Raw genomic sequence first — 14,770 nt, 5'->3', positions numbered from 1 at the left:
TAACTTTATGGATAAAAACGTCATGGAGTATTTTTTGTGTTGGCTCTAACAAATTATCCATCTGCGTGAAATTTCTAAAAAATCACTATTTTCAAAGTCTATATGGTTATGTTTTTTCAATTGAGGAACTTGAGATAGCTAATTGAGAGTTGCGTCATATCCACTTTGGCTGAATGAATGGACAAAATTGCTACATTTTTCAGTTGTGATTTTTATCACTAACAAACCGATGAAGATGAACAAATATGTACGCCGAGCACTTACCCCTACAAGTGGATGGATAATAATGAAACTAAAAAAATTACTAACAATCGCGGCGCTATCTGGTGTGACCATACTGAGCGCTTCAGCCAATGCTTTCTTTGGCTCTGATGATGAAACTCGATTAGGTTACTTAGTGAAACAACCTGAAGAGCCGTGGTTCCAAACAGAATGGTCTTTTGCGGAAAAGGCCGGTAAAGATCTCGGTTTTGAAGTGGTGAAAATGGCGGTGCCAGACGGTGAAAAAACGTTAAATGCTATTGATACTCTTGCCGCTCAAGGTGCTAAGGGTTTTGTCATCTGTACGCCTGACCCGAAATTGGGGCCTGCGATCATGGCAAAAGCGAAAAGCTATGATTTGAAAGTCGTCACGGTGGATGACCAATTTTTGAATGCTAAAGGCGAGCCAATGACGGAAGTGCCATTGGTTATGATGGCGGCAACAGCGATTGGTGAGCGCCAAGGCTTAGAACTTTACAAAGAAATGCAAAAACGTAATTGGGACGTTGCGACAACGGGTGTTATGGCGATTACTGCCGATGAACTGGATACGGCGCGTCGTCGTGTTGATGGTTCTATTTCTGCACTTAAGCAAGCGGGTTTCCCTGCGGATCAAATTTATCGCATACCAACCAAAGCTAACGATATTCCAGGGGCGTTAGATGCAGCCAATTCACTGCTTGTGCAATATCCGACGGTTAAACAATGGTTAGTGGTTGGCATGAATGACAACACAGTATTGGGAGGTGTACGTGCGACTGAAGGGCAAGGTTTTGATGCCAATAGCGTGATTGGGATTGGTATTAATGGCGTAGACGCGGTGAATGAGCTCGCAAAATCTCAGTCGACAGGTTTTTACGGTTCACTGCTACCGAGCCCTGATGTCCATGGCTATAAGAGTATTGAATCTCTATACAAGTGGGTGAAAGAAGACGTTGAACCAGAGAAGTTTGTTGAGGTCACTGAGGTTGTCCTGATCACTCGTGACAATTTCAAAGATGAACTTGCGAAAAAAGGACTGTAGTCCATTTTTGATGGCGGTCTTACTGGCCGCTATTCACTGATTTAACGGAGAGAATATCATGGCGAAGTCCCCTTCATATATAGAGTTTCGCAATATATCGAAGCACTTTCCTGGTGTTAAAGCATTGAATAACGTTAGTTTTCGATCGGATGCTGGAAGTGTCCATGCTTTAATGGGAGAAAATGGTGCTGGGAAATCTACACTACTCAAAACCTTAAGTGGTTTTCATCAGCCAACAGAAGGCCACATGGTTATTGATGGTAATGAGGTTACGCTAAAGTCGACCAATGACGCACTCGATTATGGTATTGCCATTATTTATCAGGAACTTAATTTGGTACCTGAATTGACGGTAGCAGAGAATATCTACCTTGGTCAATTGCCAACCAAAGGCGGTCGAGTAGACTGCGAAACTCTCAATAAAAATGCGCGCGTTCAGCTAGAACGTTTGGGTGAAACCTTCGATCCATCTTGCCAGTTGAAAGAGCTTTCGATAGGGCAATGGCAAATGGTAGAAATCGCGAAAGCCCTGAGTCGTAACGCGCAAATCATTGCATTTGATGAGCCGACAAGTAGTTTGTCTCAACGTGAGATTCAAAACCTGTTTAAGGTTATTCGCGAACTACGTGATTCTGGCAAGATCATCATGTATGTATCGCACCGTATGGAAGAGATTTTTGATCTGTGTGATGCCATTACGATCTTCAAAGATGGTCAGCATGTTCAGTCATTTAATGATATGTCCCAATTAACTCATGATCGCTTAGTAGAGCTCATGGTTGGTCGTGAAATCAATGATATTTACAATTACCGTTCTCGAAGTTTAGGTAAAAGTGGGCTACGCCTTGAAAATTTTAAGGGGCCCGGTCTCTCTACTCCTGTTTCGCTTGATATTAAACAAGGTGAAATTCTGGGTCTTTTTGGGCTAGTGGGAGCGGGGCGAACCGAACTGACTCGTCTTATCTTTGGTGCAGATAAAAAAACCGCAGGCGCTCTCTATTTACATGATGTCAATGTGGTGGTGAAAAGCCCACAAGACGCGATTCGTGCGGGAATTACACTCTGTTCAGAAGACCGTAAAGCCGATGGCATTGTGCCTATCATGTCAGTGCAAGAAAACACTAATATCAGCGCGCGCCCTTGGCACCTGAAATTGAAAAGCCTAATTGATTTTGATTGGGAAAAATCCAATGCGACGAAGCAAAAAGAAGCGTTAAACGTTAAAGCTTCCTCTTTAGAACAACCGATTGGAAAACTCTCTGGAGGGAATCAGCAAAAAGTGATATTGGGGCGTTGGTTGTCGACTGCAATGAGCGTCATTTTATTGGATGAACCTACGCGTGGTATCGATGTCGGTGCAAAATCTGAGATTTATGAACTGATTTTTAAACTTGCAGAGAATGGGGTAACGGTATTAGTTGTTTCCAGTGATCTACCAGAGGTGTTGGGTATTTCTGATCGCGTTCTGGTGATGAAAAGTGGCGCCGTAACCGGAGAGCTTAAACGTGACGAATTTAATGAACAAACAGCGCTTCGCCTAGCGATGCTAGATAAAGACGAGTCGGCAGCTGCCTAAGATTAAGGAATATGATTATGTCTGCAACAAGTTCTACAAAACTACTTGATCAACAGAACACTAAGCGTTCGTTCAATTTTGCTGGGATCTGGGACCGATTCGGTATGCTGATGGTGTTCGCTGGTCTATTTTTATTTTGTGCTTTTTTTGTCCCTTACTTTGCCACGTTCATTAATATGAAAGGGTTGGGTCTCGCGATCTCCATGAGTGGTATGGTGGCGTGTGCGATGCTTTTCTGCCTTGCATGTGGTGACCTTGATTTGTCTGTCGCATCAATTATCGCCTGCTCTGGTGTGGTAACAGCGGTTGCCATTAATGCGACAAGCAGTGTAGCGCTTGGTGTTTGTGCTGGTTTACTTTCCGGTGTCGCGTTCGGCTTATTGAATGGGTTTGTTATAGCCAAACTGCAAATTAACGCGCTGATCACGACCTTGGCAACTATGCAAATCGCGCGCGGGTTAGGCTATATCATTTCAGATGGTAAAGCGGTTGGTATTACTGAAGAAAGTTTTTTTGCGCTAGGTAATTCTTCAATACTGGGTGTTCCTACGCCAATCTGGTTAACGATCATCACTTTTGCTGTCTTTGCTTTCTTACTTAATCGCACGGTTTATGGCCGCAATACATTGGCTATTGGAGGTAATGAAGAAGCGGCTCGATTAGCTGGCGTTAATGTTGTTAAAACCAAAATGATCATCTTCACCATGTCTGGTTTTATCTCCGCTTTGGCTGGTGTGATATTGGCGGCGCGTATGACAAGTGGTCAGCCAATGACATCTGTGGGTTTTGAGTTGGTAGTTATTTCAGCTTGTGTATTGGGTGGGGTATCGTTAAAAGGTGGGATTGGTAAAGTATCTTACGTTATTGCCGGTGTCTTGATTCTAGGTACGGTTGAAAATGCCATGAACCTGTTGAATATGTCACCATTCGCTCAATACGTTGTTCGTGGTGCGATCTTACTAGCCGCCGTCATTTTCGACCGCTACAAACAAACGAGCCGAGTATAAATCTATTCCACGTTGAAATGGTTGATAAAACACATATTCCAATTCAACGTGATTTAAGAGTTATATATCTATAAGGTCATTCTTCTAATATCTGCGTATATTAATTCGTTGTAATCTTTCTCAATAAAATCGTAGTAAAAGTGATCGCGTACCTACAAGTCAGCGACTTCATGACTCGCGAGGAAGAATTTTAGAATGGTGGCAGATGGCGTGGGGAAGCGAACCCTTACATCAAAGTCGTTTTTTCATTGAGGCAAGGCTTTCTTTACCAAATTTAACTGCGTAATGTGATGATTTTGAAGAAGTGCTTGAAGCAATGGGCCTACAAGTTAGGGGGTAAGGAGTCGTTTACACGTGTCGCAGTGGTAGAACTTATAAATAGTCCATTGATTCACACATCGAATGCATAGCATTAAATGTTTGGTGCAGTCATACCCACTTAATTAGAATGCTAAAGCAGAATGAGATGTCATTTTGCTCTAGCATAATTATTAATTACCAATTGAATGATTCTAATTTTCTGAGATTAGAATTCCGTTTTCATCCAACCTATAACATTGTCATGGTCATCGATAATGGTGATATAACGCCACTTATCAAAGGTAATACAAGGATGAGAAGTTGAAAAAACAACGATATCACCCACCTCAAGTGTGCAATCAATTGGAACATCTAAAAACATGTGCTGATCCATTACGGAGGTAGCGACGATGTTATTAAAAGAAATATCTAAGGGTTGACCAAAGCGGAAAGCTCTTTCAAGTTTTGGCAAATCAGAATCAAATGCCACATCACGCTTACCAATATTTATGATTAATTTGTTCTGCTCTGGGCGAGACTGAACGTAGGCCCATATTTCAATAGCAGATATAAGGTCTCCGGAGATCTCACAACTAATCGAATTGGAGTCTAAGAGTCTAGTTCGGAGATTTTTCTGTGCTCTATCATAGATTCCAGTGTCGTGAGACACATAACAACCGGGACGAATTATTTTCTGATAGGCGGCAGGGAGTGAAGAGAACATTTCTACAACTAAATCATAAAATGCCGAGCCAGCCCCTGTAATGATAGGTTGGCACGTATCAAATATGGATGAGTCTAAATATTGATTAGCCATCTCTTCGATGTAAAAAAGAAACTCGCGAATCTCATTAACTTCATTTTCACTATGGATTACGCCCTCATAAAATTCGATACCTTGTAACGAAAGGTTAGAGCAGCTTCGAATAAATGAAATCAACGTTCCCAATTCATCTTTATTTCGAACGCCACATCGACCACCGTTTACGCCAATCTCAACTAGGACGTTAAGAGACATGTTATTTGCTTGAAAGAAATCATTGAGCGCTGATGCATTACTAATGGAATCAATACAAACGAGTAATTGGCATTCATTGTCATCGATTAATGTTAAAGCAAGATCGAAATTACTTTTTCCAACGAGTTGATTAGCCAAAATAATGTTTTTTGCTTTGCATGCCTTGGCAACAAATGCTTGTTGTATGGTTGCTACAGTGACGCCCCATGCACCAGCTTCAATCTGTTTGCTAATAATCGCTGGGGTTAGGCTTGTTTTAATATGGGGACAAAGCAACACATTCGTTTGTTTTGCAAATCTTTGCATCCACGCAATGTTGTTATCGACCGCTGACATTTTTAATGTAGCGCAAGGTAAACTGACCTCTTCTTTCGATAAGTTGTAGTGACCATTTGAGTTTAAGTTATTTGGCATTCCTTTTAGGGATTTTTGAATATTAGTATGTTCTAAATTTTCACGAATATCATGTATTAAAAAATCACAAATATCGACTTTCATGATGCAATCCTTTGTTTTTTAATGACTTAGTATGTATAATTTAGTTTTTGTGTTTGAAACTTTCATGGAGATGTTGTTTCTTTGTGTTTTATCTCACAGAAGTAATTAAAAAGTAAAGCGATAATAATCACGTAATCAGGTAACCGATATGAGTATAGAAATAGACATTATTTCTTGTATTAACGAGAAATATCCTCAGCTGAGAGAAGCTGAAAAAAAAGTAGCGGATGTCGTTGTCAATGAACTTGAATTTGCATCTTTGGCGAGTATTTCAGAATTAGCCGCGAAAGCAGAAGTTAGCGAAGCCTCTGTTACTCGATTTAGCAAAGCATTGGGCTGTCGAAATATTCGTGATTTGAAAATGCGAATAGCAAAGACGCTGGTAACAGCTCAGCAGTTTATTTACGAAAAGCCGGATGAATCAGGTGTTAGTGGTATTTATGAGAGTGCAAAAAATGTGATTCAACGAAATCGGAATGCTATATCCGAGACCGTGTTGAATCAGGTTTGTGAAATTATGACGAATGCTCGTCATATTGTTGCCGTAGGAATGGGTGGTGGTTCGACGATTATGTCGCAGGAACTTCAATATCGACTATTTCGATTTGGACTCATTGTGACAGCCTATAACGATGGACTGCTTAGTCGGATGGTGGCATCTACAGTCGAAAAAAATGATGTGTTTTTTGTGCTCTCGGCGTCAGGTAGTACACGAGAGGTTAATGAGGCAGCATCGATTGCTAAACAATATGGTGCAACGGTAATCGCTATTACATCGGAAAATTCAGAATTAGCACGTATTAGTGATTTTATATTACCAATTATAAATGAAGAGGGAGATTTTATTTATAAACCGTCTACTTCGCGTTACGCAATGCTTGTTGCAATAGATTGTTTAGCTTATCGCCTAGCTGTGATGAATAAACCTAAGTCGAGAGACAAATTACGGCGAATAAAAATTAACCTTGATAGCCACAGACCAGCGGCAGTTCGCCAGCCACTGGGTGACTAGAACTTTAAGAGCTGAGACATGACGAAGACGTATCTTATTAAGAATGTATCTGTTGTTGATGGCACTGCAAGCCCTCGCTTTATTAGCGATATAGAAATTGACGGCGACAGAATAGTGCGAATTGGTAATGATCTATGTAATGAAAGAGCGATTGTAATTAATGGGGCTGGTTTAATCGCTGCCCCAGGTTTTATTGATGTACATACTCATGATGACACTAATGTGATTTGTGAACCGGAATGTATTCCTAAGATTAGCCAAGGAATCACGACGGTAATTGTTGGGAATTGTGGCATTAGTGCTTCACCTGCAATTTTAAAAGAATTGCCACCCGATCCGATGAATTTATTGGGAGAGAAAGAGGCATTTCAATACCCTACATTTAAGCATTATGTTGATGCAGTCAATAAAGCACAACCTGCTGTTAACGTTGCAGCTCTAGTCGGTCATACCACATTGCGCAATAACGTTATGGATGATCTTTATCGAACTGCAACAGAAGCTGAAATCATGGCGATGCGACAAGAATTGAAGCAATCACTTAATGATGGCGCTCTCGGATTAAGTACAGGTTTAGCATATGCATCTGCTTATGAATCATCAAGTCAAGAAGTCGAACAGTTAGCGTCTGAATTAAGTGAGTTTCAGGCTATTTATACGACGCATATGCGCTCTGAATTTGAGCCAATTTTAGATGCAATGGAAGAAGCTTTCAAAGTCGGACGAATCAATAATGTCCCAGTTGTCATCTCTCATCATAAATGTGCAGGAGCAGGCAACTGGGGGAGAACGACAGAGACGTTAAAACTCCTAGATGATACTGCCAAAAAACAAAATGTTGGCTGTGATTGTTATCCTTATACGGCAAGCTCTTCAACTTTGGATTTAAAACAGGTCACGGATGAATTTGAAATATTCATCACTTGGTCAGAACCTTGTCCACAACATGCGCAGAAAACCTTACAGCAGATAGCCAAAGAAACAGACCAAACATTGCTCGATGCCGCAAGAATGCTTCAGCCAGCAGGTGCGGTTTATCACAATATGTGCAGTGAGGATGTTGAGCGGGTTTTGACGTCGAAACATTCTGTGATCGGTTCCGATGGTTTGCCTAATGACCCTCATCCGCACCCTCGTTTATGGGGCGCTTTCCCTCGAGTGCTAGGTTATTACTCGCGAGAAAGAAAACTGTTTTCTCTTGAGGAAGCAGTACACAAAATGACAGGTAAATCAGCTCAAAGATTTAATTTGTTACACAGAGGAATTCTAGAGAAGGGAGCATATGCGGATATTGTTCTTTTTGATGAAGAATCTGTCGGTGATTTGGCGACATTTTCCAATCCCAAGCAAAAAGCAAAAGGAATTCACACCGTAATTGTTAATGGTGAAATTGCTTACCATGACAATCAGGTTTTCTCTCAACGGCACGGCAGATTTCTTTGTCGTGCATAGCAGATGTCTAAAAAGGTAATAAGTATGAGTATTAAACGTTATGGTCCTGAGGGTAAATCAGGCACGGGTGGTCAACATCTTCCATTTTCGAGTGCGGTAGAAGCTGGAGGTTGGTTATATATTTCTGGTCAAACTCCGATGACTGACGGTGAAGTTGTAGAAGGTGGGATTGTTGAACAATCAAAACTGGCAATAGAAAACTGTCTTGAAATTATGCATAACTCTGGTTATAGCAAAAAAGATATTGTTCACATGAAAGTAATATTGACTGATGCGAGATATTTTCAGTCATTCAATAAAGTATTTAAAGAGTATTTTGGTGAGCATCCACCAGCAAGAATTTGCATGGTTGCAGATTTAGTCGTCGATGTTAAAGTCGAAGTTGATCTAACATGTTATAAATCAAATTAAATTATATCTGATGCCTGAATATTGGCTGGATATAATAGCAATACTAAAAATATATATTAATTAATGTTTTAAATAAGGCTCTTTCACCTGAGCCTTATCGTTTTACCCTGCAATAAAGTTATACACACTTTTTTTAGTAATAAATAATGAAATAAGAAGTTTGAGGTATTTATGGATAGCACTTTATTTTTAACTGGGTTTATCGTTTATGTCATATTTTGTATATGGCTGGGGTGGTATGTATCGCGTAACCAGAAATCGGGAGAAGATTTCTTGCTCGGAGGTCGCGAGCTACCATTGTTTTTAGTTTTAGGTACAACTGTTGCTACTATGGTGGGGACAGGTTCAAGCATGGGCGCGGTGGGTTTCGGTTATTCAAATGGCTGGGCGGGCATGCTTTATGGTATTGGCGGTGCAATCGGAATCATTTTGCTGGCATTAATTTTCGCACCGATGAGAAAACTGAAATTTATGACAATGAGTGAAGAGCTTTCTTATTACGTTGGAGGTAATAAACTAGTTAAGAACGTTGTTGGTGTATTGATTTTTGTAGCTTCAATTGGCTGGTTAGGCGCTCATATTTTAGGTGGCGGATTATATTTGGCGTGGATGACGGATATCGACCTTAATACCGCAAAAATTGCTATTGCTATAGCATTTGCTATTTACGTTGTTATCGGTGGTTATACAGCTGTAGTATGGACAGATACTATACAAGCGATAATTCTATTTTTCGGTTTCATATTGATGGCTGTATTTGCTGTTTACCATATCGGTGGTTTTGAAAACTTATACAACGGTATGGATCCTGCCGCTCTTAGTTTCATGGCAGTTGATAAGCTAGGTGTGTTCCCGGCGATTTCACTTGCTTTTGTTGTTGGTGTGGGTGTGTTGGCTACGCCATCATATCGTCAGCGCATTTATTCGAGTAAAGACGTATCAACTGTTCGTCGATCTTTCTTCATGTCAGGTGGTCTTTACTTATTATTCTCTGTTATTCCAGCAATTATAGGTATGGCAGCATTTGTTATTAATCCAGAATTGAAAAATAGTAATTTTGCATTCCCATATCTAGCAACGGCTGTTCTACCTGCTTGGGTCGCCCTTATTGTCTTGATTGCTGGCTTATCTGCGACTATGTCTAGCGCGAGTTCAGATGCTATTGCTGGTGTTTCAATTTTGCTTTGTGATGTTTACAGCATGATTACTGGCAAGGTGCCAGCTAAAGATAAGACAGTTAAGTACTCACGTTTTAGTTTAGTAGGTGTAATCGGTATTGCTCTGTTATTTGCACTAACATCCAATGATATTATTAGTTACATAACCAAGATGATTTCGACAGTAATGTCGGGAATGTTTGTCTGCGGATTATTAGGGCGATTCTGGAAGCGTTATAATTGGCAAGGTGCGATTGCAACGTTAATTGGCGCATCTTCAGCGTCTATTATTGTCATGATGAATGCTGATTGGAATGCCTATTGGGGCAACCCGTCAATTCCATCTGTTTTTGTCGCGCTAGTTGCTGGGGTTGTTGCTTCATTAATGACACCGTCATGCAAAACCAGTGATGAAGAAGCGTTGAATATAATTAATGAGCAACGTTCAGCCATGGAAATGGATTCGGAGCCAGAAGTTATCCCTACTCATAAACCTGCATAGTGAGTTGTATTTAAAGACTGCAAGTGATGCTTGTGGTCTTTATTTTTTTAAGAGGTTTGTTATCTAAATAGATGGTAAAGCACTTAACCACTTAACCACTTAACCACTTAACCACTTAACTATGCAGTATGATGATTTTGAGGAAGAGCTTGAAGCTAAGTGTTTGTAGGTTAAGAGTGAAAGTCGCTGCTCATTCATTTCGCAGTGGTAGAGGTTAAACTTAAAGATCTCCTCCTCAAACCTAAACCTACGCAGACTAGAAACACAGAGCATTTAAATGAACTTTCGATGCTCTGTGTTTGTCTATTTCAGGCCGATACTAACTAGATAGTAAGCCGAAGTTATGCTGATTGCTGCAGGCTTTCCGTTCTATATTGAACAATATCTTCAATCGTTAAAACCGGCATATTGTGCAATTTAGCAAAGGCCACGATTTCTGGTGTTTTTGCCATGGTTCCGTCTGGATTTGTCAGTTCACAAAGTATGCCTGCAGGTTGCAATCCGGCAAGAGTGACAAGATCAATGGTTCCCTCAGTGTGGCCTCTACGAGTCAACACTCCACCTGAACGAGCGCGAAGTGGGAATACATGGCCCGGTCTAGCGAGATCGCTTGGTTGAGCTGTTGGTGAAACAGCTGTCTTGATTGTCGTGACGCGATCTTGCGCTGAAACTCCAGTCGTTACCCCAAGTTTTGCTTCGATAGAGACGGTAAATGCTGTTTGGTTTGCACTATTATTGTCGACGACCATTGGCGGTAGATCTAGTTGGTTGGCATGCTCTTCGGTTAAGCATAGGCAAACAATACCGCTACACTCGCGAATCATTAATGCCATTTGTTGTGATGTTAGATGTTCTGCAGAGTAAATAATATCACCCTCATTTTCGCGATCTTCATCATCTAGCAGCATTACGCCATGGCCATTTCTGAGTGCTTCGAGTGCGTTATTTACACGGGTGATTGGGTCGCCAAATTCGGCAAGTATTGATGTCTGATTCATGGTTTTCTCCTATTGTGGTACCAGAATCAGGGCTATTTTTGAGGGATAAAACACGATGCAAAATGCACCAGGCATCGCAGGAAACCCTGCTATGGATCTGGTGTGTTTCAATTCTCTCTCATCCGGACTATGACCGTCGGCTCTGGCATCTCACCAGATCTGCTGACCTCGACGAATCGAGCGCTCGCGGGCTCATCTATAAAAGACATACCGCCGGTAGGGAATTACACCCTGCCCTGAGAATTACAGTTTCAAAATGTCGCTCAATAAATTGAGCAGATAAAGAGTATTACATATTGTTGAACGAGGGAAATAAAAAAAGGAAAAGTGAGAACGTGTGAGTATTGAGTGTTCAATTATTGCTCGTTTCTTATTTGTTCAATAAGTTAGCCAATATATACCCACTTGTAACCATCAAATGAGTCCGATTATCCCCAAGCCTCTTTATTTGGATCATGAGCCTCAACCCAATTTGGTTCTTCACGCGCATTTAAGTAAAGTTGTAACCCGTTATAGGAAAGAAACGCAGTGGTGCCGCCGAGGTGTTCGAACTCATCAAAATAATCATCTTCGAGCTGGCATAATTCTTTAAGCGAATGAGCACCATGTTCGATTGCCCACTGGATAGCAAAAGCGGGCGCAACGGTGCCGGAAATCGCGACATCCACAATCGATAGGTCAGCGTTACTGCTTGCCATTTGCTCTCGTTCGGCTTCTTGCTTTTCCGTCTCTTGAGTATGGATCTCTTCAATAATCTGTTCACGTTGGTGATTAGAGATTCGCTTGTTGAGGCGTGCTATTTTCAGTGCGTATTCAAAACGATTTGGCGAAACAATATCGATGATCTGTGTGAGCAACTCTTTGTCGACATCGGTCGCATCAACATAGAAATCGATACATGACGAAAGAGATGAATAACGTGTACCGTTAAATTCAAACCCAGAAGTATCATCAATGATATCAAGAGGGATATCGTCAACACTGATGAGCCAACCCTCAAACGCCACCCGCTGTTTTGCTATGTTGTACATATGCCATGCGCTTTTGCCAAACCCACCTAAGATGGCTCCAGAAAACTGGCTATCGATGAGCTCTTGTTCTGTCCAGTTTTCGCCAATGGCTAAGTGTTTGGTGTAGCGAGAAATAATTGCTTGTTTAATGTGGGCACGTAATGCCCAAATCGAGTTTAGCCCGTTAGGGTAATTAACAACATGGCACTCGCTACAAGCGGGAATACTCAGTAAAGCATGTTGTAAATAACGACTCGGTTTGCGCGGGAAATCGAGGCTTTTGGATGAGGGTTCACCACAAAACCAGCAGGTATGTCTAAAGTTAAATGGAATATCTATCGGGGTGTAGGTGTGAGCTTTCATCGTGATATTTAATAGAACTTGATTGGTACAGTTTACTTGGTAAACGAGTCTATGTATTTAAGTAATGTCTTTAAAGAATGTATTCAAACGATTCAAACAATGCATTCGAAGCAAGTTAACGGATACCTAGTTCACCTATGCTCAGGGATTTTTATTTACGGTCGAGTGGTATCTTCCAGTTTCTGGGTTTAGATACCCCTTGTGAGTCATTTTAAAACTATACTGCATAGCATTCGACAGACCGATTGAAGTCGGTGATATTTTTCTTTCTACCTGGATATAAGGATATATATGTTTAGAAAGTGCTGGTTAACCTTAACAACCTTAAGTTTGGCGGTGACATCTTCACTCGCCTTTGCTACCAACTCTTCTGTTTCTGATATGACAACTGCTGAGGTTAAGGGCGCTGATGTCGCTGATAGTGTCGCTCCAGAACTAACAACCAAGGTGACAGGAAAAGAGAGTGTGGTTGCCAACCAATATATGGTTGCAGCAGCCAATCCGCTTGCTGTCGAGGCAGGATATAAGGTGTTAGCCAGTGGCGGTTCAGCGGCGGATGCATTAGTTGCTGTTCAAACCGTGTTGGGCTTGGTTGAACCTCAATCGTCCGGGTTAGGCGGTGGTGCGTTCTTGGTCTATTTCGATGCAGAAAATGATCTACTCACTACTTATGATGGCCGAGAAACGGCGCCATTGGCGGTAAGACCGGAGTTATTTTTGGATAAGAACGGTAAACCACTAAAGTTTTTTGATGCAGTTGTTGGTGGGCGTTCGATTGGAACACCGGGCACGGTCAAATTATTGGCTGATATGCACCAAAAATACGGGACAAAAGCGTGGGAATCTTTGTTTGAGCCTGCAATCAATTATGCTAACAATGGCTTTACGGTTTCTCAGCGGTTAGCGTCTTCGATTGAACGAGATAAAGAGCGCTTAAGCCGCTATCCAGAGACCCAATCTTACTTTTTTACACCAGACGGGCAACCAATAAAGCAAGGTAGTCAGTTAGTGAATAAGGCTTATGCTCAAACTCTGAATATATTAGCAAAAGAGGGAGGAGAAGCTTTTTATACCGGGAAAATCGCTCAAGATATTGTGGCTAAAATTCACGGAGTTTCTGATAACCCCGGCTATCTTGAGCTGGAAGATTTTGCGACTTATAAAGTTGTGCAGCGTGAGCCAGTTTGTGCCCCATACCGACAATATGATGTTTGTGGTATGGGACCACCAAGTTCTGGCGCGCTAACCATAGGCCAGATCCTTGGTATCGTGAGTCATTTTGATCTCAAAACGCTAGGGCCAAACAATCCGATGTCATGGCAGATCATCGGTGATGCATCGCGCCTCGCTTTCGCTGACCGTGGTCGTTATATCGCGGATAGCGATTATGTCCCGATGCCACATGGATTGCTGGATGAAAATTACCTTGCTCAACGTGCTGCTTTAATTGAAAAGGGAAAAGCACTCACTGAAGTCACTCCTGGGAACCCGCCATGGGATGTGCCCGTGGCTTATGCCGATGATCAATCTATTGAACTACCGAGCACCACCCATATTGTGATCGTTGATAAACAAGGCAATGTCATTTCAATGACCAGTACCATAGAGAATGGCTTTGGTTCGCGAGTAATGAGTAACGGTTTTTTACTTAATAATGAATTGACGGACTTTTCTTTTGCTACGCACAAAAATGGTTATCCGATTGCCAACCGAGTTGAGCCGGGTAAGAGGCCTCGCTCTTCAATGGCACCAACGATCGTATTCAAAGATGATAAACCTTATTTAGCGATTGGCTCGCCGGGTGGGTCGCGCATTATTGGCTATGTCGCACAAAGCTTAATTGCCCATTTGGATTGGAGAATGGATATTCAAGACGCGATCAGCATGCCACGCATGGTGAACCGATTTGGCACTTACGATTTAGAGCAGGGAACAGAGGCAGCTAGCTTCAAACCCGTGTTAGAAAAGATGGGTTATCAAGTGGAAGTTCGAGATTTGAATTCGGGCTTACATGGCGTTTTGATTGGCAACGGCGAATTGGTCGGCGGGGCAGATCCTCGACGTGAGGGTGTCGTATTAGGGGATTAGATTTCGGGGTTAATAGATTTTTCTAAATTATTATTCTTGAACATGAATATTAGTAATGATTCAATTGCTGACAAATTTGTTTTAGCCTTTGTT

General features: G+C 41.6%; 11 protein-coding genes and 1 riboswitch. Of the genes, 8 read left to right on the top strand and 3 right to left on the bottom strand.

Translation table 11 applies throughout. The annotated features are described in order from the left end of the window. The first annotated feature begins 286 nt into the window (after positions 1 to 286). From DZ860_RS05560 to araH, 3 genes are read left to right on the top strand one after another with little or no spacing between them, the layout of a single operon-like run. Positions 287 to 1,285, top strand: coding sequence for an arabinose ABC transporter substrate-binding protein (locus DZ860_RS05560; protein ID WP_120029938.1), 999 nt, complete (start codon positions 287 to 289; stop codon positions 1,283 to 1,285). A gap of 58 nt (positions 1,286 to 1,343) precedes the next feature. Then, positions 1,344 to 2,861, top strand: coding sequence for an L-arabinose ABC transporter ATP-binding protein AraG (araG, locus tag DZ860_RS05555; RefSeq protein ID WP_120029937.1), 1,518 nt, complete (start codon positions 1,344 to 1,346; stop codon positions 2,859 to 2,861). A gap of 17 nt (positions 2,862 to 2,878) precedes the next feature. Next, positions 2,879 to 3,868 (top strand): L-arabinose ABC transporter permease AraH, encoded by a 990-nt coding sequence (gene araH, locus DZ860_RS05550; RefSeq protein ID WP_120029936.1) that lies wholly within the window; start codon positions 2,879 to 2,881, stop codon positions 3,866 to 3,868. 526 nt (positions 3,869 to 4,394) lie between these two features. Here araH and DZ860_RS05545 read toward each other — a convergent pair. Continuing rightward, positions 4,395 to 5,684 carry an alanine racemase gene (locus DZ860_RS05545; RefSeq protein ID WP_243641816.1) on the bottom strand — a complete coding sequence of 430 codons (1,290 nt, stop codon included), beginning with the start codon at positions 5,682 to 5,684 and terminating at the stop codon, positions 4,395 to 4,397. A gap of 148 nt (positions 5,685 to 5,832) precedes the next feature. On the opposite strand from DZ860_RS05545, the gene DZ860_RS05540 reads away from it, so the two are divergent. From DZ860_RS05540 to DZ860_RS05525, 4 genes are all read left to right on the top strand, one after another. Next, positions 5,833 to 6,696 carry a MurR/RpiR family transcriptional regulator gene (locus DZ860_RS05540; protein ID WP_120029935.1) on the top strand — a complete coding sequence of 288 codons (864 nt, stop codon included), beginning with the start codon at positions 5,833 to 5,835 and terminating at the stop codon, positions 6,694 to 6,696. An 18-nt stretch (positions 6,697 to 6,714) separates the two neighbouring features. Beyond that, positions 6,715 to 8,148, top strand: coding sequence for an N-acyl-D-amino-acid deacylase family protein (locus DZ860_RS05535; RefSeq protein WP_120029934.1), 1,434 nt, complete (start codon positions 6,715 to 6,717; stop codon positions 8,146 to 8,148). Positions 8,149 to 8,172: 24 nt separating this feature from the next. After that, a complete protein-coding gene (locus DZ860_RS05530) occupies positions 8,173 to 8,559 on the top strand; it encodes a RidA family protein (RefSeq protein ID WP_120029933.1) in 387 nt (128 codons plus the stop codon). Positions 8,560 to 8,730: 171 nt separating this feature from the next. Continuing rightward, positions 8,731 to 10,218, top strand: a complete 1,488-nt coding sequence (locus tag DZ860_RS05525; protein ID WP_120029932.1) for a sodium:solute symporter family protein — start codon at positions 8,731 to 8,733, stop codon at positions 10,216 to 10,218. A 341-nt stretch (positions 10,219 to 10,559) separates the two neighbouring features. Here the strand turns inward: DZ860_RS05525 and ribB are convergent, their stop codons facing one another. Both ribB and DZ860_RS05515 read right to left on the bottom strand, forming a co-directional pair. Then, positions 10,560 to 11,216 (bottom strand): 3,4-dihydroxy-2-butanone-4-phosphate synthase, encoded by a 657-nt coding sequence (ribB, locus tag DZ860_RS05520; protein WP_120029931.1) that lies wholly within the window; start codon positions 11,214 to 11,216, stop codon positions 10,560 to 10,562. Positions 11,217 to 11,322: 106 nt separating this feature from the next. After that, a riboswitch (FMN riboswitch) is annotated at positions 11,323 to 11,464 on the bottom strand. A gap of 180 nt (positions 11,465 to 11,644) precedes the next feature. Next, positions 11,645 to 12,589, bottom strand: coding sequence for a hypothetical protein (locus DZ860_RS05515; RefSeq protein ID WP_120029930.1), 945 nt, complete (start codon positions 12,587 to 12,589; stop codon positions 11,645 to 11,647). A 291-nt stretch (positions 12,590 to 12,880) separates the two neighbouring features. On the opposite strand from DZ860_RS05515, the gene ggt reads away from it, so the two are divergent. Beyond that, a complete protein-coding gene (gene ggt / locus DZ860_RS05510) occupies positions 12,881 to 14,677 on the top strand; it encodes a gamma-glutamyltransferase (RefSeq protein WP_120029929.1) in 1,797 nt (598 codons plus the stop codon). The last annotated feature ends 93 nt before the right edge of the window (positions 14,678 to 14,770 follow it).

The organism is Vibrio sinensis, from assembly GCF_003605645.1.
In the GTDB taxonomy this organism is placed as follows: Bacteria; Pseudomonadota; Gammaproteobacteria; order Enterobacterales; family Vibrionaceae; genus Vibrio; species Vibrio sinensis.
Note: the sequence above shows the minus strand (reverse complement) of the source record. Positions and strands in the feature narration are given on the sequence as shown.

What these genes read in the sequence shown, in the direction of transcription:
- DZ860_RS05560 (WP_120029938.1), top strand. Translation starts at nt 287, where the DNA reads ATGAAACTAAAAAAATTACTAACAATCGCGGCGCTATCTGGTGTGACC.
- araG (WP_120029937.1), top strand. Translation starts at nt 1,344, where the DNA reads ATGGCGAAGTCCCCTTCATATATAGAGTTTCGCAATATATCGAAGCAC.
- araH (WP_120029936.1), top strand. Translation starts at nt 2,879, where the DNA reads ATGTCTGCAACAAGTTCTACAAAACTACTTGATCAACAGAACACTAAG.
- DZ860_RS05545 (WP_243641816.1), bottom strand. Translation starts at nt 5,684, where the DNA reads ATGAAAGTCGATATTTGTGATTTTTTAATACATGATATTCGTGAAAAT.
- DZ860_RS05540 (WP_120029935.1), top strand. Translation starts at nt 5,833, where the DNA reads ATGAGTATAGAAATAGACATTATTTCTTGTATTAACGAGAAATATCCT.
- DZ860_RS05535 (WP_120029934.1), top strand. Translation starts at nt 6,715, where the DNA reads ATGACGAAGACGTATCTTATTAAGAATGTATCTGTTGTTGATGGCACT.
- DZ860_RS05530 (WP_120029933.1), top strand. Translation starts at nt 8,173, where the DNA reads ATGAGTATTAAACGTTATGGTCCTGAGGGTAAATCAGGCACGGGTGGT.
- DZ860_RS05525 (WP_120029932.1), top strand. Translation starts at nt 8,731, where the DNA reads ATGGATAGCACTTTATTTTTAACTGGGTTTATCGTTTATGTCATATTT.
- ribB (WP_120029931.1), bottom strand. Translation starts at nt 11,216, where the DNA reads ATGAATCAGACATCAATACTTGCCGAATTTGGCGACCCAATCACCCGT.
- DZ860_RS05515 (WP_120029930.1), bottom strand. Translation starts at nt 12,589, where the DNA reads ATGAAAGCTCACACCTACACCCCGATAGATATTCCATTTAACTTTAGA.
- ggt (WP_120029929.1), top strand. Translation starts at nt 12,881, where the DNA reads ATGTTTAGAAAGTGCTGGTTAACCTTAACAACCTTAAGTTTGGCGGTG.